Annotated in this window: 23 protein-coding genes and 1 other RNA gene; 6 read left to right on the top strand and 18 right to left on the bottom strand. The window is 71.1% G+C overall.

The genetic code is table 11. The features are described 5' to 3' along the window. Positions 1-27: 27 nt before the first annotated feature. The gene (locus DJ021_RS08865) at positions 28-507 is read right to left on the bottom strand and encodes a cupin domain-containing protein (RefSeq protein ID WP_111457200.1); all 480 of its coding nucleotides are present in this window, start codon (positions 505-507) and stop codon (positions 28-30) included. 45 nt (positions 508-552) lie between these two features. On the opposite strand from DJ021_RS08865, the gene dapE reads away from it, so the two are divergent. Beyond that, the gene (dapE, locus tag DJ021_RS08860) at positions 553-1,707 is read left to right on the top strand and encodes a succinyl-diaminopimelate desuccinylase (RefSeq protein WP_111457199.1); all 1,155 of its coding nucleotides are present in this window, start codon (positions 553-555) and stop codon (positions 1,705-1,707) included. A 37-nt stretch (positions 1,708-1,744) separates the two neighbouring features. On the opposite strand, the gene truA is transcribed toward dapE, so the two are convergent. Then, a complete protein-coding gene (truA, locus tag DJ021_RS08855; RefSeq protein ID WP_111457198.1) occupies positions 1,745-2,488 on the bottom strand; it encodes a tRNA pseudouridine(38-40) synthase TruA in 744 nt (247 codons plus the stop codon). After that, the gene (fmt, locus tag DJ021_RS08850; RefSeq protein WP_111457197.1) at positions 2,488-3,414 is read right to left on the bottom strand and encodes a methionyl-tRNA formyltransferase; all 927 of its coding nucleotides are present in this window, start codon (positions 3,412-3,414) and stop codon (positions 2,488-2,490) included. Before fmt ends, truA begins: the two co-directional genes overlap by 1 nt. A 97-nt stretch (positions 3,415-3,511) precedes the next feature. Here fmt and DJ021_RS08845 point away from each other — a divergent pair, with 97 nt between their 5' ends. Continuing rightward, entirely contained in the window at positions 3,512-3,859 is a 348-nt protein-coding gene (locus DJ021_RS08845) for a hypothetical protein (RefSeq protein WP_111457196.1), read from the top strand. Between the two features lie 130 nt (positions 3,860-3,989). Here DJ021_RS08845 and DJ021_RS08840 read toward each other — a convergent pair whose 3' ends face one another. The 6 genes from DJ021_RS08840 to ffs all read right to left on the bottom strand — a co-directional run bounded on the left by DJ021_RS08840 (position 3,990) and on the right by ffs (position 8,895). Beyond that, positions 3,990-4,502: a peptide deformylase gene (locus tag DJ021_RS08840; RefSeq protein WP_111457195.1), complete on the bottom strand. Its 513-nt coding sequence runs from the start codon at positions 4,500-4,502 to the stop codon at positions 3,990-3,992. A 46-nt stretch (positions 4,503-4,548) separates the two neighbouring features. Further along, on the bottom strand, positions 4,549-5,823 hold the full coding sequence (locus DJ021_RS08835) for a DNA recombination protein RmuC (protein ID WP_111457194.1): 1,275 nt from the start codon (positions 5,821-5,823) through the stop codon (positions 4,549-4,551). Positions 5,824-6,015: 192 nt separating this feature from the next. Beyond that, positions 6,016-6,618: a recombination mediator RecR gene (gene recR / locus DJ021_RS08830; protein WP_111457193.1), complete on the bottom strand. Its 603-nt coding sequence runs from the start codon at positions 6,616-6,618 to the stop codon at positions 6,016-6,018. Position 6,619: 1 nt separating this feature from the next. Next, positions 6,620-6,946 (bottom strand): YbaB/EbfC family nucleoid-associated protein, encoded by a 327-nt coding sequence (locus tag DJ021_RS08825; RefSeq protein WP_111457192.1) that lies wholly within the window; start codon positions 6,944-6,946, stop codon positions 6,620-6,622. Between the two features lie 3 nt (positions 6,947-6,949). Beyond that, a complete protein-coding gene (locus DJ021_RS08820; protein WP_111457191.1) occupies positions 6,950-8,761 on the bottom strand; it encodes a DNA polymerase III subunit gamma/tau in 1,812 nt (603 codons plus the stop codon). A 35-nt stretch (positions 8,762-8,796) separates the two neighbouring features. After that, positions 8,797-8,895: signal recognition particle sRNA small type (gene ffs / locus DJ021_RS08815), an RNA gene on the bottom strand. Positions 8,896-8,993: 98 nt separating this feature from the next. On the opposite strand from ffs, the gene nudC reads away from it, so the two are divergent. Next, positions 8,994-9,920 carry an NAD(+) diphosphatase gene (gene nudC / locus DJ021_RS08810; protein ID WP_111457190.1) on the top strand — a complete coding sequence of 309 codons (927 nt, stop codon included), beginning with the start codon at positions 8,994-8,996 and terminating at the stop codon, positions 9,918-9,920. 120 nt (positions 9,921-10,040) lie between these two features. On the opposite strand, the gene DJ021_RS08805 is transcribed toward nudC, so the two are convergent. Together DJ021_RS08805 and DJ021_RS08800 are read right to left on the bottom strand one after the other, a co-directional pair. After that, positions 10,041-10,886, bottom strand: coding sequence for a prephenate dehydratase (locus DJ021_RS08805; RefSeq protein ID WP_111457189.1), 846 nt, complete (start codon positions 10,884-10,886; stop codon positions 10,041-10,043). Next, positions 10,883-11,635, bottom strand: coding sequence for a 3-deoxy-manno-octulosonate cytidylyltransferase (locus tag DJ021_RS08800; protein ID WP_111457188.1), 753 nt, complete (start codon positions 11,633-11,635; stop codon positions 10,883-10,885). The genes DJ021_RS08805 and DJ021_RS08800 overlap by 4 nt, the downstream gene beginning before the upstream one ends. Positions 11,636-11,760: 125 nt before the next feature. On the opposite strand from DJ021_RS08800, the gene DJ021_RS08795 reads away from it, so the two are divergent. Next, the gene (locus DJ021_RS08795) at positions 11,761-12,477 is read left to right on the top strand and encodes a c-type cytochrome (RefSeq protein WP_111457187.1); all 717 of its coding nucleotides are present in this window, start codon (positions 11,761-11,763) and stop codon (positions 12,475-12,477) included. Between the two features lie 29 nt (positions 12,478-12,506). On the opposite strand, the gene DJ021_RS08790 is transcribed toward DJ021_RS08795, so the two are convergent. The 4 genes from DJ021_RS08790 to DJ021_RS08775 form a co-directional block, all read right to left on the bottom strand. Then, complete coding sequence (locus DJ021_RS08790) at positions 12,507-13,340, bottom strand: C40 family peptidase (protein ID WP_111457186.1); 834 nt, start codon at positions 13,338-13,340, stop codon at positions 12,507-12,509. Further along, on the bottom strand, positions 13,337-14,713 hold the full coding sequence (locus DJ021_RS08785) for a leucyl aminopeptidase family protein (protein WP_111457185.1): 1,377 nt from the start codon (positions 14,711-14,713) through the stop codon (positions 13,337-13,339). The genes DJ021_RS08790 and DJ021_RS08785 overlap by 4 nt, the downstream gene beginning before the upstream one ends. A gap of 65 nt (positions 14,714-14,778) precedes the next feature. After that, positions 14,779-15,297 (bottom strand): A24 family peptidase, encoded by a 519-nt coding sequence (locus DJ021_RS08780; RefSeq protein WP_111459034.1) that lies wholly within the window; start codon positions 15,295-15,297, stop codon positions 14,779-14,781. 139 nt (positions 15,298-15,436) lie between these two features. After that, positions 15,437-15,619 carry a Flp family type IVb pilin gene (locus DJ021_RS08775; RefSeq protein ID WP_111457184.1) on the bottom strand — a complete coding sequence of 61 codons (183 nt, stop codon included), beginning with the start codon at positions 15,617-15,619 and terminating at the stop codon, positions 15,437-15,439. A 275-nt stretch (positions 15,620-15,894) separates the two neighbouring features. Here DJ021_RS08775 and DJ021_RS08770 point away from each other — a divergent pair, with 275 nt between their 5' ends. Continuing rightward, a complete protein-coding gene (locus DJ021_RS08770; protein ID WP_243625935.1) occupies positions 15,895-16,503 on the top strand; it encodes a TadE/TadG family type IV pilus assembly protein in 609 nt (202 codons plus the stop codon). Beyond that, entirely contained in the window at positions 16,494-17,024 is a 531-nt protein-coding gene (locus tag DJ021_RS08765) for a TadE/TadG family type IV pilus assembly protein (protein ID WP_111457183.1), read from the top strand. The genes DJ021_RS08770 and DJ021_RS08765 overlap by 10 nt, the downstream gene beginning before the upstream one ends. Here DJ021_RS08765 and DJ021_RS08760 read toward each other — a convergent pair. The 3 genes from DJ021_RS08760 to DJ021_RS08750 all read right to left on the bottom strand — a co-directional run bounded on the left by DJ021_RS08760 (position 17,021) and on the right by DJ021_RS08750 (position 20,664). Continuing rightward, positions 17,021-18,487 carry an MFS transporter gene (locus DJ021_RS08760; protein ID WP_243625934.1) on the bottom strand — a complete coding sequence of 489 codons (1,467 nt, stop codon included), beginning with the start codon at positions 18,485-18,487 and terminating at the stop codon, positions 17,021-17,023. The genes DJ021_RS08765 and DJ021_RS08760 overlap by 4 nt on opposite strands. Positions 18,488-18,581: 94 nt before the next feature. Continuing rightward, on the bottom strand, positions 18,582-19,721 hold the full coding sequence (locus tag DJ021_RS08755) for a pyridoxal-phosphate-dependent aminotransferase family protein (protein WP_207801795.1): 1,140 nt from the start codon (positions 19,719-19,721) through the stop codon (positions 18,582-18,584). Positions 19,722-19,890: 169 nt separating this feature from the next. Next, entirely contained in the window at positions 19,891-20,664 is a 774-nt protein-coding gene (locus DJ021_RS08750) for a tyrosine-protein phosphatase (RefSeq protein ID WP_111457181.1), read from the bottom strand. Positions 20,665-20,681: the final 17 nt, after the last annotated feature.

The following is a 20,681-nucleotide window of genomic DNA, read 5'->3' as shown; positions in this document are numbered from 1 at the left end:
GCGACAGCTCCCCCGGAGGGGGAGCAACTATCGCGTCCGGCGGGTCTTGACCGGGTAGGGCTCGCCGTCCCGGTGCCGGTAGGTCCTCTCGCCGACCCGGATGATCATGTCGAGGTCGGGGTAGTCGCAGCCGTCGTCGCCGGGCCGCCGCGACCCGACCTCCAGCAGCACCGCCTCGGCCTGGGAGCGGTTCTGGATGTGGTGGCCGTTGGGGACGCCCGCCGGGAAGGCGGCGCAGTCACCGGCCCGCAGCACCTCCTCGCCGTCGTCGGTGACCAGCACCACCTCGCCCTCGACCACCCAGACGAATTCGTCCTCGGCGGTGTGCCAGTGCCGCTGGCTGGTCCAGCCGCCCGGCGCCAGCCGCATGTAGTTGACGCCGAACTGGGTGAGGCCGCCGGCGTCGCCCAGCTTCCAGCGCTTGCGCGCCTTGCACGGCTCGTCGAACGGGGCCGGATAGGCGCTGCCGAAACGGGTGGGCGCCTGGTCGATATCGATCTTGGGCATGGGAAGTCCGTTGCCAGTCCTGGTCCACGACCGTAAAGCGCCAGAATGCCCGCCGCCATAGACGCCGTCGAACTCACCCGCGAGCTGATCCGCCGCCCCTCGGTCACCCCGGCGGACGCCGGGGCCATGGACGTGGTCGAGCGGGTGCTGGCCGGCCTCGGCTTCGCCTGCCGGCGGATGAAGTTCGGCGAGATCGAGAACCTCTACGCCCGCTTCGGGACGGCGCGCCCGAACCTCTGCTTCGCCGGCCATACCGACGTGGTGCCGGTGGGCGACGCGGCCGCCTGGAGCCAGGGCGCCTTCGACGCCGAGGTGGTGGACGGGGTGCTGATCGGTCGCGGCGCGGTCGACATGAAGAGCGCCATCGCCGCCTTCGCCGCCGCCGCGGCGGGCGCCATCGCCGCCGGCCAGGTGAAGGGCTCGCTGTCCTTCCTGATCACCGGCGACGAAGAGGGCGTGGCCACCCACGGCACCAAGATGGTGGTCGAGGCGCTGGCCGCCGAGGGCGAGGTCATCGATCACTGCGTGGTGGGCGAACCGACCTCCTCGGCGACCTTCGGCGACATGGTCAAGGTCGGCCGCCGCGGCTCCATCAACGCCGAGATCACCGTCGAGGGCGTCCAGGGCCACGTCGCCTACCCGCACCGCGCCGCCAACCCGACGCCGGTGCTGATCCGCCTGCTGGCTCGGTTGCAGGACCGCGCGCTGGACGACGGCTATCCCGAGTTCCAGCCGTCGAACCTGGAAGTCACCATGATCGACGTGCCCAACACCGCCACCAACGTCATTCCCGGCGTGGCGCGGGCGCGGCTGAACATCCGCTTCAATCCCAACCACAAGGGCGCGGAGCTGGCCGCCTGGATGGAGGCCGAGGCCCAGGCCGTGGCCGAGGGCTTCCGCGGCAAGGTCACCGTGGTCCCGCAGATCAGCGGCGAGGCCTTCCTCACCGCGCCGGGGCCGTTCACGGATGTGGTCGCCGCAGCCGTGCGCGAGGCCGCCGGCCGCGAGCCGGAACTGTCCACCTCCGGCGGCACCTCCGACGCCCGCTTCATCCGCGCCCTCTGCCCGGTGGTGGAGCTCGGCCTCGTGGGGGCCACCATGCACCAGGTGGACGAGCGCGCGCCGGTCGAGGAGATCCGCCAGCTGCAGGCCGTCTACGCGCGGCTGATCGAGCGCTACTTCCAGGCCTTCGGCTCATAGCTGCAGGTCGCCCGTCCGGGGACCGTGCCGACGAACGTCAGGACGCGTAGCTGACGCCGGTCAGGTAGAGGCCGTCAGCCGGCGCCACCGGGCCGCAGGCGGTGCGGTCGCGGGCCGCCAGCGACGCCCTCAGGTCCTCGGCGCTCCAGCGGCCGACGCCCACCTCCGCGATCGATCCGGTCATCGAGCGGACCTGGCGGTGCAGGAAGGAGCGCGAGGCGAAGTCCAGCAGCACCAGCTCGCCCTCGCGCCGCACGCGCACCACGTCGAGCGTCTTCATCGGCGACTTCGCCTGGCAGGCCAGGTCGCGGAAGGTGGTGAAGTCGTGGTGACCCACCAGCGCCTGGGCGGCGGCGTGCATGGCCTCGGCGTCCAGCGGCTTCTTCACGTGCCAGACCCGGCCCTGGTCCAGGCCCGGCGGGCTCTTGCGGTTGAGGATCCGGTAGAGGTAGCGCCGCTCGGTGGCCGAGAACCGGGCATGCCAGCCCTCCGGCGCGACGCTGGCCTCCAGCACCACGATGGGCTCGGGCACGAGGTGGGCGTTGAGGGCGTCGCGGACCACTTCCGGCTTCCAGTCCTTGGCCAGATCGACATGCACCACCTGGCCGGTGGCGTGCACGCCGGCGTCGGTGCGGCCGGCGGTGTGCACGCGCAGCACCTCGCCGGTGAACCCCTTCACCGCGCGCTCCAGCGAGGCCTGAACAGACGCCAGCGCTCCCTGCGCCTGGAAGCCGTGGTAGGGCCGGCCGTCATACTCGAGGGTGAGCCTGTAGCGGGGCATCAGCCGAGCTGCGTCCCGGCCGCCACCGGCGCGCCGCGCAGGAACGTCTCCGCGTCCTGCGGGCCTTTCCCCTCGCGCTGCACGCGCAGCAGGCGCACGGCGCCCTCGCCGCATGCCACCAGCAGGCGGTCGTCGAGCACCGTCCCCGGCGCCCCGTCGGCGTCCTCGAAGGCGCTGAGCAGGGCCTTCACCCGCACCGGGCCCTTGTCGGTCGGCAGCTGGAACCAGGCGCCGGGAAAGGGCGACAGGCCGCGGATCTTGCGGTCGACCTCGACGCCAGGCTTGGCCCAGTTGAGGCGGGCTTCCTTGGGACGGATCTTCTTGGCGTAGGTGACGCCGTCGTCGGCCTGCGGCGTCTCCGCCGCCGCCCCGCCTTCGATGGCCGGCAGGGTGGCGACGATCAGCTCGGCGGCGGCCCCCGCCAGCCGGTCGTGCAGGGTCCCGGCGGTGTCGAGCGGCCCGATCCGCACCGTCGCCGTCGCCAGCACCGGCCCCTCGTCCAGTCCCTCGGTCATCCGCATGACCTCGACGCCGGTGACCTCGTCCCCGGCCATGATCGCGCGCTGGATGGGGGCGGCGCCGCGCCAGCGCGGCAGCAGGGAGGCGTGCAGGTTGAAGCTGCCGAGCCGCGGCGCCTCCAGCACCTCGCGCGGCAGGATCTGGCCGAACGCCACGACCACCGCGGCGTCCGCGCCCAGCGCCCGGAAGCCCTCGACCTCGGCGGGGTCGCGCATGGAGGCCGGCGTGCGCACCGCGATGCCGTGCTCTTCGGCGAACGCCTGCACTGGCGAGGGCCGAAGCGCCTGGCCCCGGCCTCGGGGCGCGGGCGGCTGGGAATAGGCGCAGGCGATCTCGTGCCCGGCCTCGACCAGGGCCTTGAGGACGGCGACGGAAAAATCGGGGGTGCCGAGGAAGGCGAGACGCATCAGCGGGGTTTAGCGGCGTGAGGGCCGCGGCGCAAAGCGGCGGCGCGGAACCTAGCCATAAGCTTGACCGTTGAGGGGCTGAGATTTGGAGACGAAGATGCAGAAGATCGTGCTCGCCAGCCTGGCCGCGCTGGCCGTCGCCCTCGCGGGCTGTTCCAAGCCCACCCAGGACAAGACCTCCGCCGACCTCAAGGCCGCCGGCTCCGAGATCGGCGCCGCCGCCAAGCAGGTGGCCGCCACCCCCGCCATGAAGGCGGTCGGCGCCGACATCAAGCAGGGCGCCTCGGAAGCCGCGGCGAAGACCAAGGTCGCCGCCGCCAGCGCGGGCGAGGACCTGAAGAAGGCCGGCACGGACCTGAAGCAGGGGGCCCAGAAGGCCGGCTCCGACGTCAAGGCCGGCGCCGAAAAGGCCGACGCCAAGGTCGACCAGGCGGTGAAGAACTAAAATCCGCGGAAATTGCTCCCCCGCCGGGGGAGCTGTCGGTGAAGCCGGCTGAGGGGGCCTCCGAGGTCAGAGCCGACCCCCTCCACCGCTTCGCGGTCCCCCTCCCCAGACGGGGAGGAACAGGTCGGCGCTAGGCCACGACCTTGACCAGCTTCTTGACCTTCTTCACCGCCTGCTCGCGCTTCAGGCGCGACAGGTGGTCGATGAACAGCACGCCGTCGAGGTGGTCCATCTCGTGCTGGATGCAGACGGCGAACAGGCCCTCGGCGTCCTCCTCGACCGGCTCGCCCTGGTAGTTGAGGTAGCGCAGCTTAACCCGGGCCGGACGCTCGACCTCGTCGTAGATCTCCGGCACCGACAGGCAGCCCTCCTCGTAGGGCAGGGTCTCCTCGGAGGCCCAGACGATCTCCGGATTGACGTAATAGCGCGGCTGCTTCGGCTCCTCCGGGCGGGCGATGTCCATGACGATCACCCGCTTGGGCACGCCAATCTGGATCGCCGCCAGGCCGATGCCGGGCGCGTCGTACATGGTCTCCAGCATGTCATCCATCAGCGCGCGCAGGTCGTCGTCGACCTTCGCCACAGGTTCGGACACCTGCTTCAGGATGGGATGCGGAACGACAAGAATTTCTCGGAGAGCCATGGGCGGGAGGTAAGGTTGCCGATCCAGAGCGTCAAGGTCGGGGATTTTACGCCTCGTCGCCGCCGGCCACCAGCCGGACCTGCGGCGCATCGGCCGCGGCGAGCTTGGCGAGCGGCCGCACCGCGGTGTCGATCGGCTCCAGCTGCGGCACCTCGCGCACCTGGTGGTCGACCTTGAGGTCCTCGAAGCGGCGCGCCTGGGTCAGCACCTGGGTCTCCAGCGAGCCCACAAACTGGTTGTAGCGGCCGACCGCGGTCTCCAGCGACTTGCCGACCGCCGCGGCATGGCTGCCCATGACCGCGATGCGCTTATAGAGCTCGCGCCCCAGGTCGGCGATCTTCTGGGCGTTGGCCGCCTGCTCCTCGACCCGCCAGCCATAGACCACCGCCTTGCACAGCGCGAACAGGGTGGTCGGTGTGACGATCACCACCCGCTTGTCCATGGCCTCGGTCATCAGGTCGGGGGCGCGGTCCAGCGCCGCCGCCAGGATGGAATCGCCGGGCACGAACATCGCCACGAAGTCCGGCGAGGCGTCGAACTGGTCCCAGTAGGCCTTGGCCGACAGGCCCTGGATGTGGCCGCGCACGCTCTGCACATGCCGCACGCCGCAGGCTTCCCGGGTCACGTCGTCGGTGGCGTCCTGCAGGTCGAGGAAGGCGTTCAGCGAGCACTTGGCGTCGATGACGAACAGGCCGCCGCCCGGCAGGCGCACGGTGACGTCGGGCCGCCGGCGGCCCTCCTCGGTGTCGGTGGAGGTCTGCTCCTGGAAGTCGTAGCGGTGGGTCAGGCCCGCCGCCTCCAGCACGTTGCGCAGGGTCTGCTCGCCCCAGCGCCCCTGCACGCCCGCCCCGCGGCGCAGCGCCGCCGACAGCTTGCGGGCCTCGTCCTGGGTGGCGGTGGAGGCGACCAGCAGCTGGGCGATCTGCTCCTTCAGGCCGCCGGTCTCCTCGACGCGGATCTTCTCCACGGCGGCGACCTGTTCCTGGAATTTCTGCAGCGTCTCGGCGACCGGCTTCAGCTGCGCCTCGAGCCGGGCCTGGGCGAGCTGGTCGCGGTTGTGCAGCGCCTCCTCGTTCTGCTTGAGGATGGCCTGGGCGACGCTGGTCGCCGATTGCGCGACCTGGGCCTTCACCAGCTCCGCCTGGACGCCGGACTGGTCCTCCAGCATCCGCACCCGGGCCTCGGCGCTGTTGGCGCGCTCCGAGAGATCCCAGGCCTTGGCGTCGGCCGCGGCGGCGCGCCGGCGCTCCAGGAAGCCCCAGGCCAGGGCGACGATGGCCACGAGCGCGGCCGCAAGGGCGGCGAGGATGGGTGCGTTCATGTTGCGTTCTTAGCGCGGCCAGTGAGTCGCGGCCAGAGCGGGGAATCTTCCTTCCCCGTTCACGGGGAAGGGGGACCGCGCCCGCAGAGGCGTGGTGGAAGGGGCGGCGGCAGATGCGGAGCGTGGTCTCGCCCCCTCCACCCCTCGCTCTTCGGCGAGCGGTCCCCCTCCCCCGCTTTGCAGGGGAGGAAATTACGCCGGCCGCCGCGCCCGCATGGCCTGGGCGATGGTGCCGTCGTCGAGCCAGTCGAGCTCGCCGCCCACCGGCACGCCGCGGGCCAGCATGGTCACCGAGACGTCGGCCTGCGCCAGCCGGTCGGCGAGGTAGTGGGCGGTGGTCTGGCCGTCGACGGTGGCCGGCAGCGCCAGGATCACCTCCCGCACGCCGCCTTCGGAGGCCCGCGCCACCAGCGGCCCAATGCGCAGGGCGTCCGGCCCGACGCCGTCGAGCGCCGACAGCAGGCCGCCGAGCACGTGGTAGCGGCCGCGGAAGGCGCTGGCCCGCTCCATGGCCCACAGCGCGCCCACCTCCTCCACGACGCAGATCAGCGCGGCGTCGCGGTGGCCGTCGGCGCAGATGGCGCAGGGATCCTGGGTGTCGAGGGAGCCGCAGACCGAGCAGGTCTTCACCCGCGCCGCGGCCTCGGCCAGGGCGTCGGCCAGCGGGCCCAGCAGCTGGTCGCGCCGCTTCAGTAGCGCCAGCGCCGCCCGCCGCGCCGAGCGGGGACCGAGCCCCGGGAGCTTGGCGAGCAGGCTGATCAGCCGCTCGATCTCGGGTCCCGCGGACGCCGCCAATCTAGAACTTCGGCATGCCGGGCAGGCCCATGCCGGCCAGCGGCCCGGCCGCCTCGCGCATCATCTCGGCCTGGTGCTGGTCGAGCTTGCGCTTGGCGTCGGCGTGGGCGGCGACCACCAGGTCGGCCACCACCTCGCCCTCGCCGGGCTCCATCAGGCTCTCGTCCAGGTCGACGCGGGCCAGTTCGCCCGAGCCCTTCAGCGTCACCTTCACCATGCCGCCGCCGGACGTGCCCTCGACGGACAGCTCGGCGAGCTTCGCCTGGGCGTCGGCCAGCTTCTGCTGCATGGCCTGCGCCTGCTTCATCAGGGAGTTCAGGTCTTTCACCGCTCAATCCTCATCGTTGTCGCCGTCCTCGTCCGGCGGCGGGGCCGCGGCCGCCTCCGGCTGCGGCAGGTTGCGGATGCCGACGATCTCGGCCCCGGGGAAGGCCTCCATCACCGAGCGGATGAACGGGTCCTGCTCGATCTGGGCGCGGGTCTCGCGTTCCTCGCGCTTCTGCCGCTCCCAGAGGCTTTCGGCCCCGCCGCCGCCCTGGGCGGCGATCAGCCAGCGTTCGCCGGTCCACTCCTTCAGCCGCCCAACCAGCCGCTGGGCCAGATTGTTCGGCGCGCCGGGCGCCGGCTCGTACTCGATGGCGCCGGGGCGGAAGCTGATCGGACGGACGTAGCGCTCCACGTCGAGTTTCAGGGCGATGTCGCGCTTGCGGTCGATCAGCGCCAGCACGTCCTCGAAGGTCTTCAGGGAGGCCACCGGCTCCTGGCCCTGCGGCTGCGGCTGCGGCGCGGTCATCCGGGCCACCGCCGTCGCGCCGCCGCCACCTCCCCCGCCGCTGCTGCTTCCGCCGCCGCCCGAGGAGCCGCCGCCGCCGGAAGGACCGGCGCCCAGGGGCTCGCCGGCCTGGATGCGCTTCAGCGCCTCCTCCGGCCCCGGCAGGTCGGCGGCGTAGGCCATGCGGATGATCGCCATGTCGGCGGCCGCGGCGGCGTCGGGGGCGCGGCGCACCTCCTCGTAGGCCTTCAGCAGCAGCTGCCACAGGCGGGAGAGCGTGCCGGCGGACACCGCCGCCCCCACCGCCGCCAGCCGGCCGGCCTGCTCCTTGGGCAGGGTCAGGGCCTGCGGGCCGATCGCCTTGGCGACCGAGGCGCCGTGACAGTGGTCCAGCAGGTCCAGCAGGATCTGGTCGGGATTGGCGCCGTAGCTGTAGAGGGTGCGGAAGGTCTCGATCGCCGGGCCCGCCTCGCCGCGCATCACCTGTTCGAACAGGCCGATGGTCTGGGCGCGGTCGGCCAGGCCGAGCATGTCGCGGATGGTGGCGGCGGTGACCGTCATGCCGGGATCGGCCTGGACGATGGCCTGGTCGAGCATCGACTGGGCGTCGCGCACCGAGCCCTCGGCGGCGCGGGCGATCAGCATCAGCCCCTCGGCCTCGACGCGGGCGCCCTCGTTCTCGGCGATCATCTCCAGGTTCTTGATGATCACCTCCGGCTCGACCCGGCGCAGGTCGAAGCGCTGGGTGCGGGACAGGATGGTCACCGGCACCTTGCGGATCTCGGTGGTGGCGAAGATGAACTTGGCGTGCGGCGGCGGCTCTTCGAGGGTCTTCAGGAGCGCGTTGAACGCCCCGGTCGAGAGCATGTGCACTTCGTCGATGATGTAGACCTTGTAGCGCGCCTCGACGGGCGCATAGCGCACCCCGTCCAGCAGCTCGCGCATGTCGGCCACGCCGGTGCGGCTGGCGGCGTCGAGTTCCAGGACGTCCATGTGCCGGCCGTCGATGATCGCCTGGCAGTGGCGGCCCTCCTCGCGCAGGTCGAGGGTCGGCTCGTGGATGGCGTCGGTCTCGTAGTTCAGGGCCCGGGCGAGCAGGCGCGCGGTGGTGGTCTTGCCGACCCCGCGGACCCCGGTGAGCATGAAGGCGTGGGCGATCCGGCCGCTGGCGAAGGCGTTGCGCAGCGTCCGCACCATGGCTTCCTGGCCATAGAGGTCGTCGAAGGTGCGCGGCCGGTACTTGCGCGCGATGACGGTGTACGCGGCCGATTCCTCCGACACCGTCGGCTTGGGCGCGTCGCCGAACATGTCGCCCGTGTTCGGATCACGCTCTGGCGGCTGGTCTTCGAGCGTGAGGTCTTCGTCGGCCATAGGCTCTTGGAAGGACGGGGGCTTTTAAGGAGTTAGGGTGGAGACCGAACGACGACCCGAAGCGAAACTCGTTACGGCTGCTTCCTTCCGGACCTGACCGGGTTGGCGAGGCGTTCGCCCGTCGCCGATCTCCGCCCCCTATATCGCCGCTGGCGCTCGACTGTGCAAGCTGGCCGCGCAGGTTGCGCGCGCACATGACGCGCCGGCCCTGGCGCCTTAATAACTCTGCCGCATGGCACTCGACGTCTTCCTGAACACCTTCGCCGGCAATCCCCTCGACCGGGCGAGCGACCGGCGCGGCGATGACGAATGGCTGGCCAAACAGCTCGCCTCGTCCGACTCGCTCGGCCTGGCCATGTGGAACGGCCGGCCCCTGGTCGAACCGTCCAAGGACGGCGACCTGCAGATCGCCTATCTGCCCGCCAAGCTGGTCAGCGAGCTGTCCGGCGGCGCCGAGCGGCTGCTGTTCATGGGCCTGTGGAAGGGCACCGCCATCTTCGCGGTCGACCTGGAGGATACCTCCGATCCCGCCGAAAGCGCCCTGGAGGGGCTGGGCAAGTTCGAGGACTTGCGGGCGGTCGCGCTCAGGGTGCCAGCCCCCGAGGCGGCGATCCTGGCCACCGCCAAGTCGATGTTCGAATGGCGCCGCCGGCACAAGCACTGCGCGGTCTGCGGCCAGCCCTCGCGGGCGGTCGACGGCGGCTGGAAGCGCAAGTGCGCCTCCTGCGAGGCCGAGCACTTCCCGCGCACCGACCCGGTGGTGATCATGCTGCCCTACCACGGCGACCGCTGCATGCTGGGCCGCCAGGAGGTCTGGCCGAAGGGCATGTTCTCGGCGCTCGCCGGCTTCCTGGAGCCGGGCGAGTCGATCGAGGAGGCCTGCGCCCGCGAGCTGAACGAGGAAGCCGGCCTGCACGCGGTGCGGGTCCGCTACCACTCGACCCAGCCCTGGCCCTATCCGTCCTCGCTGATGATCGGCCTGATCGCCGAGGTGGAGGACGAGGAGGGCGCGCCCGACCAGACTGAGCTCTCGGAAGTGCGCTGGTTCACCCGCGACGAGGCCCGCGACCTTCTTGCCGGCAAGCTGGACGGCGTCGCCGCCCCCAACCGCCTCGCCATCGCCCACCAGCTGATCAAGGCCTGGGTCGAGGAAGGGTAACACCCCAGATCGTCATGGCCCGGCTTGTCCGGGCCACCCAGCCCAACGCCTTGCCGTGCTCGATGAAGATCGGGTTTGGGATGGATCACCCGGACGAGCCGGGCGATGACGAGGTCTATTTCACCCCCGCGTGCGGAACGGATCGGCGGGATAGACGCCGAGGATCTCGAACCGTTCGGAGAAGAACCGCAGCTCCTCGAACGCCAGGGCCAGGCCGCGGTCCTCCGGCCGGCCGTCGACCTCGGAATAGAAGAAGGTGGCCGACCAGGCGCCGTTCTCCATGTAGCTTTCCAGCTTGGTCATGTTGACGCCGTTGGTGGCGAAGCCGCCCAGCGCCTTGTAGAGCGCCGCCGGCAGGTTGCGGACCCGGAACACGAAGCTGGTGACGCAGGGACTGGTGAACGGCGGCGGGTCCGGATTGCGGTCCGCAGTCATCACCAGGAAGCGGGTGGTGTTGGTGTGCTCGTCCTCGATGTCCCGCAGCAGGATCTCGAGCCCGTAGATCTCCGCCGCCAGCGCCGGGGAAACCGCCGCCTTGGTGGGATCGGGGTGTTCGGACAGCAGCTTGGCGGCGCCGGCGGTGTCGCCGACGCCCTCGCCCTTCAGCTTCAGCCGCCGCATGGTCTTGCGGCACTGGCCGAGCGCGAACGGCATGCTCACCGCGGTCTTCACGTCCTCCAGCTTCACGCCCGGATTGGCCATCAGCTGGAAGTGGATCGGCTTGAACCGCTCGCCGATGATCTTCAGCCCCGAGTTGGGCAACAGGTGGTGCACGTCCGCCACCCGGCCGGCGATGGAGTTCTCCACCGGGATCATGCCCAGCTGGCAGTCGCCGGACTTCACCGCCTCGAACGCCTCCTCGAAGGTGGCGTGCGGAACCGGCTCCATGTCGGGGAAGGCCGCCATGCAGGCCTCGTGGCTGTTGGCGCCCAGTTCGCCCTGGAAGGCGATACGTCCCGTGGTCATGAAGCTGTCCGTTCGTTCGAAGTCTGTGCGTAGGCCCGGGCGCGTTCCAGGTCCGAGGGGCTATCCACCGAGATCGGCGCCTCGTCGGCGACGGCCGCCCAGATCGAGAGGCCCAGCTCCAGCGCCCGCAGTTGCTCGAGCTTCTCCCGCCGCTCGAGCGGCGAGGGCGGCTCGGCGTTGAACCGCTCCAGCGCCGCGCGCCGGTAGCCGTAGATGCCCACGTGCCGCCAGACCGGCTGGTCGCCATAGAGCGTCGAGCGGGTGAAGTAGAGCGCCCGGCCGGTGCGGCCGTCCGCCTGCATCGACAGCACCGCCTTGACCACGTCGGGATTGGTGCGGTCGTCGCGCGAGCCTTCCGGCGCGACCACGGTGGCGATGTCGCAGGCCGGCTGGTCGGCGAGCAGGCCGGCGCACGCCGCCAGCACCGACGGCGCCACGAACGGCATGTCGCCCTGCAGGTTGATCACCGCGTCATAGGCGCCCGCGGGGTCCAGTTCGGCCAGCGCCGCGAGGATGCGGTCGGAGCCGGAGGGCAGGTCCGGATCGGTCAGCACCGCGCGGCCGCCGGCCGCCGCGACAGCGTCGACGATCTCGCGATCGCCGGCCGCCACGGCCACCGGACCGACGTCCGCGGACAGCGCCTGGCGCAGCACGCGGACGATCATTGGTATGCCGGCGATGTCGGCCAGGGGCTTCCCCGGCAGGCGGGTCGCGGCCATGCGCGCGGGGATCAGGACTATGGGGTTCATGCCGGTCAGTGGGCGGTTGCGTGAGCGCCGGTAGCGTGTAAGAGAGCCGGGCGCAACAAGGGGCGGGATTCCCGCGCTTTCAACGGCTCGCGGGGCCGGCTGTGAAGAGGGCCGATTAGGGGACTATGAGCGACCTTACCTTCAACAAGGTCGCCGGCGCAGTGCTGGCGACGGGTCTGGCCATCGTGGGCCTCCGTGAACTCTCCTCCGGCGTGTTCACCCAGGAGCCGGTCGCCAAGCCGGGCTACGCGGTGGAAGTCGCCGCCGACACCGGCGGCGGAGCCGCCGCGCCCGAAGTGCCGCCCGACTGGGGCACGGTCCTGCCGACGGCGGACGTGAAGGCCGGCGAAGCCGTCTTCCAGAAGTGCAAGTCCTGCCACAACGCCGACAACGGCGGCGCGAACGGCACCGGCCCGAACCTGTGGGGCGTGGTCGGCCGCAAGCCGGGCAGCCACCCGGGCTTCGCCTATTCCCCGGGCATGGAGGCGTTCGGCGCCAAGCAGCCGATCTGGGACTACGAGCACATCTATGAGTTCGTGAAGTCGCCCCAGGCCTACATCAACGGCACCAAGATGACCTTCGTCGGGCTGAAGAAGCCGGAAGACCGCATCAACGTCATCGCCTACCTGCACAGCCAAGGTTCGAGCCTGCCGATCCCGACGCCGAACCCTGCCGCGGCAGCCGCCGCGGCTCCGGCCGCAGCCGCTCCGGGCGCCGCGCCCGCCGCCCAGCCGGTCGCCACCGGCTCCACCGCCACCCCGGCCGCCGGCGCGGGCGGTCCTGCAGGCCAGGGCCCGGGCGCTCCGACCCAGCAGGCGGCGAAGCCCGGCAATCCGAACTAGCCAGCCATCCGAACCGGCAGCTCCGGCGGTCAGACCCGCCGGTAGCCTGTCGGCTGGCCGACCCCGGCCGCCGCGATTCGGCTGATCGCCGCGTCCAGCGGCTCGATGGCCACGGCCATGTGATGGCCGTTGGCGTGGATGATCCGCGCGGCGTCCAGGCCGATCGCCACGTGCCCCTTCCAGAACACCAGGTCGCCGCGGGCGAACGCCCCGCGCTCGATGGGCGCGCCCATCGCCGCCTGCTGGTCGGTGTCGCGCGGACAGGCCCGGCCGCAGGCGAACAGCGCCTGCTGCACGAGGCCGGAGCAGTCCAGGCCCAGGCTCTCGCGCCCGCCCCACAGATAGGGCGCGCCGAGGAACCGTTCCGCCACCGCAGCGTGATCGGCCTCGACGGCCCCGATCGGCGCCAGATGCGCGGCGGTCACCCAGCCGGAGCCCGCGACCTTCGCCAGCCGCCCCTCCTCAGCCTCCACGCTCACCAGGGCGTTGATCGAATAGGGGCCGATCGCCCGCGACTTGATCGAGGGTTCGGCGAAGGCGTAGGTGCGGATCGCCGACACCCGGTGAGTGGGCGCGGGGCGCAGGGGCGCGAGGGCCGCCGCCTCGACGAAACCCACATAGCCGTCGCGGCGGGCCTGGCCCCACAGGTAGGCGCCCTCCTCCTCGATCACCTCGAAGACCTCGCCGAACAGCAGCTGGTCCATCTGTTCCGACTCCGCGTCCGGGTGACGGCGGATGCCGGCGGCCGGCGCGACGCAGCTCATCGGCCGAGGGTCGAGGTAGACCTCGGCGGCGATCACCCCCTCCAGGCGGCGGGAGGCGATCCCGTCGCGGATCGGCGTCACCCGGGGGTCGAAGCTCATGCGAACCGCTCGCGGATCATGGCGTAGAGGCCGCGGATCGCCTGCGCCTCGCCGCCCACCGGATGGCCCGGCCGGCCGCGCGGGTTCCACGCGAAGATGTCGAAATGGACCCACGCTCCGGGCGGCGCGAAGCGTTGCAGGAACAGCGCCGCGGTCACCGAGCCGGCCTGCGCCCAGCCGTCGGGGTCGTTCTTGATCTCGGCCACGTCGGAATCGAGGGCGTCGGCGTAGGGCTTCCACAGCGGCATCCGCCAGAGCGGATCCGAGGCCGCCTGCGCGTGGCGGGCGATGGCGGCCGCCAGCGCCTCGTCGTCGGTGTAGTAGGGCGGCAGCTGCGGCCCCAGCGCCACGCGGGCGGCGCCCGTCAGGGTCGCCAGGTCGATGGTCAGCGCCGGCTCCAGCTCGGCGGCGCGGGTGAGCGCGTCGGCCAGGATCAGCCGGCCCTCGGCGTCGGTGTTGCCGATCTCTATGGACAACCCCTTGCGCGAACCGATCACGTCGCCGGGCCGCATGGCGTCGCCGGAGATGGCGTTCTCCACCGCCGGGACCAGCACCGCCAGCCGCACCGGCAGGTCGGCGGCCATGATCATCCGGCCCAGCGCCAGCGCATGCGCGGCCCCGCCCATGTCCTTCTTCATCAGCCGCATGCCGGACGAGGGCTTGATGTCCAGGCCGCCGGTGTCGAACACCACGCCCTTGCCGACCAGGGCGACCAGCGGCCGCCCCGCCTCGCCCCAGGCGATCTCGATCATCCGCGGCGCCCGCTCGGGGCTGGCCGCGCGGCCCACCGCATGGACTGCGGGATAGTTGGCCTCCAGCAGGCCCTCGCCCTCGATGACGGTGATCCGCGCGCCGTACTGCTCGGCGATCTCGCGGGCGATGGTCTCGATCTGGTGCGGCCCGAGGTCGTTGGGCGGGGTGTTGATCATGTCCCGCGCCAGGGCGCAGGCGTGCGCCACGTGGCGGACCTCGGCGACGTCGATCCCTTCGGCGAGCAGCTTCGGCCGTTCGCCGGCGTGGGGCTTGTAGCGGTCGAACTTGTAGCTGCCGAGCGCGAAGGCCAGCGCGATCTGGTCGGCGGCCATGCCCGGGGGCGCCTGGGCGATGCGGTAGGTTCCCGCCGAGAGCTTGGCGGGCAGGCCGCGGAAGGCCATCGGGTCCTCGCTCCCGCCCAGTCCGAACAGCACCCGGTCGACGCCGCCCTCGGCGTCCGGCGCGACCAGCGCCTGGCCGGCCTTGCCCTTGAACTCCAGCCGCTGGGCGAGCGCGGTCAGCACCGGCTGTCCCTCGAGCGCGGCGGCCACGTCGCCTTCACGCAGGGCGAAGATGGGAATGGCGGCGCCCTGCGACGCCTCGAGGATCACTTCGGACATGGTGCAAGCGCCTGCGACGGGTGGGGCCTTCTCATCTGTCCCAACTGCGCGGCGGCCGCAACCGCTCAGAGCGGCAAGGCGAGGCCGGCGGCCAGCGGCGAGGCGGGGAAGGCCGCCAGGGCGCCGACGGCGATGGCGAGGCCGTAGGGGACGTTCTCGCCCGGCTCGGCCAGGCGCGCGAACCAGGCGGGGCCGGCCAGCACAAAGTGCCGCAGCAGGGGCGAGCGCAGGCAAAGGAGGCCCACGGCCAGGGCGCCGCCCGCCAGGCACACCACGATCAGATAGGTGAACGAGGCCGGCCAGCCCAGCCACAGGGCGGCGGCTGCGAACAGCTTGGCGTCGCCGCCGCCGATCCAGCCGAGGGCGAACATGCCGATGCCGGCGACCAGGGCCGCGAGCCCGACCCCGAAGTTCAGTCCGATGACACCCAGCGGCGCGCCGAGCGCCAGGGCCGCGACCGCGAAGGCCGCGACCAGGGCCAGCGAGATCCAGTTGGGAATGACGTAGCTCACCGCGTCCCGCAGCCCGGCGAACACCACCAGGGCGGGGAAGACGAGCACCAGCGCGCTCTGCAGCAGGTGGATCATGGACGGGCCTCCACGCCCAGCTTGCCGCGGGCGGATGAACGGAGGGTTTCGCTGGCCAAAAAGCAGGGCCTAAAAAAAGCAAAGGCCCCCGGCGGTCTCCCGCCGGGGGCCTCGCTCAAACAGGCGTCAGCTCGCCTTAGGCGGCGGCGTTCGCGGTATCCAGCGACGTCTTCACCTTGGTGAAGGTGGCCTGCAGGCTCTGACCCATCAGGGTGAGGGCAGTCACGAGCACGACGGCGACGAGCGCGGCGATCAGGCCATACTCGATGGCGGTGGCGCCGGATTCATCCTTCAGGAAGCGGGTCACGAACTTCGACATGGTCTTGTCTCCTCTCGCGAACAGGAAGGAACGACCGGGATTGGCCAAGCCTGCTCGCCGCAAAAACCACGCTCAAGCTCTCACCTGGCGCTTAATCGGCAGTAAACACGCAGTATTACCGGCCAACTTTGTATGATGAACTTGGGTTTACTATTACCGCCCGTTAACCACAGGATAAATTTCGCCGTTATGCAGAAGCAAGCGCCGCCTCGAGCTCTTTAAATCTTGGTTAGGCGCGTACGCTTATAGAGAGGGCGTCAAATACGGAGACCTCCGTGTTCCATCGCCGTCCCCGCCGCCTGATCGCCGCCCTCGGCCGGTTCGCCCGCGCCGAGCGCGGCGCGACCGCCGTGGAGTTCGGGCTGATCTGCGCGCCCCTCATGCTGATGCTGTTCGGCGTGCTGGAGCTGGCGATGGTCTTCCTGGTCTCCACCACCCTGGAGACCGCCACCCAGAACGCCGCGCGCCAGATCCGCACCGGCCAGTTCCAGCAGAGCGGCGTGTCCACCCCGGCCGCCTTCCGCACCATGGTGTGCAACGGCATGAGCTGGCTCAGCTCCACCTGCGCCAGCGACCTCTATGTGCAGACCCAGACCTTCAAGACCTTCGGCGAGCTGGCCGCGGCCCCGCCCAAGCCCCCGCCACCCCCGCCGCCCGGGCCCCTGGGCGCCAGCCAGCCGATGCCGCTCCCCAGCTGCTGGGCGCCCGGCCAGCCGGGCGACATCGTGCTGGTGCACACCTACTGGCGCTGGAAGCTGTTCACGCCCGGCCTGGACCTGGCCCTCGACAACGCCGGCGGCGGCCTGCGGATGATCTCCACCGCCACGGCATTCCGCAACGAGCCCTACGACCAGATCCCGCCGCTGGGGACCCAATGCCCCTGACCCGCTTCAAGGCCGACAAGCGCGGCGCCGCGGCGGTCGAATTCGCCCTGATCGCGCCGTTCATGATCCTGCTCTACTTCGGGCTGGTGGAGCTGACGCTGGGCATGATGGCCGAGCGGCGGGCCGCCCACGCGGCCTCGGTGGTCGCCGATCTGGTTGCCCAGTCGAGCCAGGTCACGACCGGCGACGTCGGCGACATCTTCCAGGTCGCGACCGCGGTCCTGCAGCCCTTCCCGGCGGCGCCGCTCAAGATGCGCGTGACCAGCGTCACCGCCGACGCCAACGCCGTGCCCAAGGTCGACTGGAGCCAGGTCACCGGCGGCATGACCGCGCTGGGCGCCCAATCCACCGCCACCCAGGTGCCGGCCAACTTCCTCGCCGCGCAGGACAGCGTGATCATGGCCGAGGTGAGCTACACCTACACCTCGCCCCTGCACCAGGTGCTGCCCAAGGCGCTGGGGTTCAGCGAGACCTTCTTCCTGCGCCCGCGGCGATCGCCGAAGGTCACGCTGGTCCCTTAAGCGGACGCGGCCGACCGCCGGCCGCCGCCGCGCACCAGGCTCAGGACCCCGAGCCCCACCCCCAACAGGCCGACGATCATCACGAAGCCCCCCTGCTGGCTCTTCGTCACGCGAGTGCCGATGTTGACCAGGGTGGGCGCGAGCCAGCTGGTGGCCACCCCGGACAGCGCATAGACGCCGAAGAAGGCGCCGGTCTGCTCCGGCGGGGTGATCCGCGTCAGCATGGTGCGGCTTGACGCGTACTGCCCGGAGATGAAGATGGCGTTGGAGAAGCCGATCAGCACGAAGATCACGTCGGGCAGGTAGCGGAACACCGGCCCGTTCCAGAGCGGCGCGTGGGCCGCCGCGTCGTACGGCCAGAAGAACAGGATGCGGTCGGGCGCCATCCCCAGGAACGCGATCAGGCCCAGCATGGCCATGGCGATCTCGATCCTGAGCGCCGTCTTCGGTCCCAGCTTCTCGTCCAGCATCCGGCCGACGAGCCCGCCCAGGGCGGCGAATATGCTGAGCAGGATGCCGTAGGCCAGCATTTCCAGCGCGCCCCATTTCATCACGCCCACCGCGTAGATGCCGATGAAGAACAGGACCGCGTTCATCCCGTCGACGAACAGCATCCGCGAGGCGAGGTAGAGCACGGCGTCCCGGTACCGCCGCACCGTCCGGATCATGCTGAGCAACTCGCCGGCTCCGTCGCGCCAGGCCTTCAGCATCGGGATGCCGGTGCGCGGCGCGTCCGGGGTGAACAGAAAGAGCGGCAGGGCGCCCAGAGCCAGCAGGCCGGCGGCCATCAGCGCCACCACCCGCTCCGGCTCGTGGCTGGCAGGGTCGAGGCCGAACAGCGGCGCGGCCGGCACCCAGCTCCAATGGACCTTGCCCGGCAAGGCGAAGGCCCAGGCGGTGAAGGCCAGCGCGAACACCGACAGGAGGTTGCCCAGCGCCAACGCCAGACCCGACGCCTTGTGCGCGCCCTCCAGGCCCGCCGCGCGGATCAGCAGCGAATTGTGCAGCACCTCCGAGTAGGCGAAGAGCACGTTGACCAACATCGCCAGCAGCATCACCGCCATCACCGGCAGCCCGCTGCCGTCCGGTTTCGCCCACCACAGCGCCGCGATCATCGGGACCATCAGCCCGACCACCAGGGCGAGCCAGCCCTTGCGGCGGCCGAGCTTGTCGACGGAGGCGCCGAGGAACGGGGCGGTGGCCATCACCGTCCAGCCGGCGATCTGCTGCCAGTGGGAGATCGCCTCCTGGCCGCGAACCGGATCGCCGACCATCACCGAGGCCACGTAGGGCATGAAGATGTAGATGGTGATCAGGATGACGTAGGGGTCGCGACCACCCTCGAAAACCGACCAGGCGACGCCGCCGCGATTGAGCTTGGCGTCGCCGCCGATCGTGGCGATGGCCGGCGGATCGATCACCGACGACGGGCCGTGGGTCTCGACAGAGGTGGATTCGGTCACCGGACGTTTCCCCGAGCGCCGCTTCGTTCGGCGGCCGTCGGAGCACGTTAGCGGCTGGCGCGGCGTTGTCGATCCGCCAGCCCGGGCCGCGAGCCTAGGCCGCGAGCCTGCGGTCCGCGGCGGCCAGCGCGGCCTTGGCGTCGGCGTCGAACCCCTGCGCCGCCAGGGCTTCGCAGAGTGCGGTGAGGCACAGGCGCACGTGCCAGGGCGTCGCCGAAGCGCCCATCAGCCCGATCCGCCAGACCTTGCCCTTGAGCGGACCGAGGCCCGCGCCGACCTCCAGGTCCCAGGTCTTCAGCACATGGGCGCGCACCGCCGCCTCGTCGATGCCGTCCGGGACCAGCACCGTATTGAGCTGCGGCAGACGATGGGCTTCGTCCACCAGCATCCTCAGGCCGGTCGCCTCCAGGCCGGCGACCAGGGCCTCGTGGGCGCGGGCGTGGCGGACGACCGCCGCCTGCTGGCCTTCCTCGAACAGCACCACCAGCGCCTCATGCAGGCCGTAAAGGGCGTTGATCGGCGCGGTGTGGTGATAGGTGCGACCGCCCTCGCCGCCCCAGTAGCCCATCAGCAGGTTGAAATCGAAGAGCCAGTTGCGGACCTTCTCCTTGCGCCCGGCGATCGCCGCCTGCGCCCGCGTCGACAGGGCGATCGGCGACAGGCCCGGCGGGGCGGAGAGGCACTTCTGGGTTCCTGAATAGACCACGTCGGCGTCCCAGGCCGCGGCGTCCACCGGGATCCCGCCCAGCGACGTCACACAGTCGACGATGGAGAGCGCGCGGTGCTTGCGGGCGATTCCGCACAGGGTCGCCGCATCGCTGCGAACGCCGGTGGAGGTCTCGGCGTGAACGAAGGCGAGGACCTTGGTCGGCGCTTCGGCCAGCGCCGCCTCGACCCGGGCCGGGTCCACCGGCTGGCCCCAGTCGTGCTCGACGGTGACCACCGTCGCGCCGGCCCTGTCCGCCATGTCGGCCATGCGGCCGCCGAAGGCGCCGTTGACGGCGATCACCGCCCGGTCGCCGGGCTCCAGCAGGTTCATGATCGCCGCTTCCATGCCGGCCGTGCCCGGCGCCGGGAGCGGCACGCAGGCGTGGTCGGGGGCGTTGAACAGCCGCTGCAGCGCGCTCTTGATCTCCTCCATCAGCGCCTGGAACTCCGGGTCCAGGTGGCCGATCGTCGGCCTGGCCATCGCCTGGAGCACGCGCGGACCGACGTCGGACGGACCCGGGCCCATGAGGACCCGCCGGGGCGGCTGGAAGCTTTGCATCATCACTCCGTGAAACACGTGCTGGTGATTAGGCGACCCGCGCCGGGTTGAGCCATCCTCACGGCAGGCTTCCCCTGAGAGGTCTGTCCCTGAGGCGCCCGTCGCGGTGTGCGGAGACCGCGGCGGGCGTATCGGTTCAGCCCAGCACCCGCTCGTGGATGCGCTGGCGCAGGGCCTGGTCCACCCCGAGCACATCCTCCAGATAGGCGTCGACCGAACCGTGCGCTTCCTGGATCACTGTCATCGCCCTGTCCAGATAGGCCGGGTGCACCGAGACCGCCACGCGCAGGGCCTCGTCGGAGGGGGTGCGGCCGATCACCTGCTGGAACCACGGACCTATGAGGTCCAGCTTGCGGGCCATCCGGCTCTCGTCGTTGGTGAGCAGGTAGTCCTGCAGGGTGTCGTCGGGATGGACGCCGGCGATGTGGTGGGTGAGCGCGCAGATCAGGCCCGTGCGGTCCTTGCCGGCCGCGCAGTGCACGACCACGGCGCCGTCGCCGGCGGCCAGGGTCCGGAAGTAGCGTGAGAACAGGTCCACGTGACGCGGCTCGAACGGCAGGCGCGCGTACTGCACCAGTCCGTCTTCATAGAACCAGCGGGGCGTCAGGTCGGCGGCCGGCAGCGCGGCCACCCAGTCTCCGTGCTCGGACAGGATGTTGTTCTCGAGCACCGTGCCCTCGAACCGGTCCCAGCGGCGCGACGGCTCGCGCACGCGCTCCTGCGGATTGCGCAGATCGAGGATCACCTTCACGCCCAGCTCGCGCAGGCGCTGCAGATCGGCGTCGGTGGCGCGGTGGTGGTTGGCGGAGCGGAACAGGCGCCCGGTCTTCACGCCGCGTCCGCAGGCCGTGGCGTAGCCGCCGAAGTCGCGGAAGTTGTCGATGCCTTCGAAATCGATGTGGCGGGTCATCCCGGAGCATTTACCCG

This window comes from Phenylobacterium hankyongense, from assembly GCF_003254505.1.
Taxonomy (GTDB): domain Bacteria; phylum Pseudomonadota; class Alphaproteobacteria; order Caulobacterales; family Caulobacteraceae; genus Phenylobacterium; species Phenylobacterium hankyongense.
Note: the sequence above shows the minus strand (reverse complement) of the source record. Positions and strands in the feature narration are given on the sequence as shown.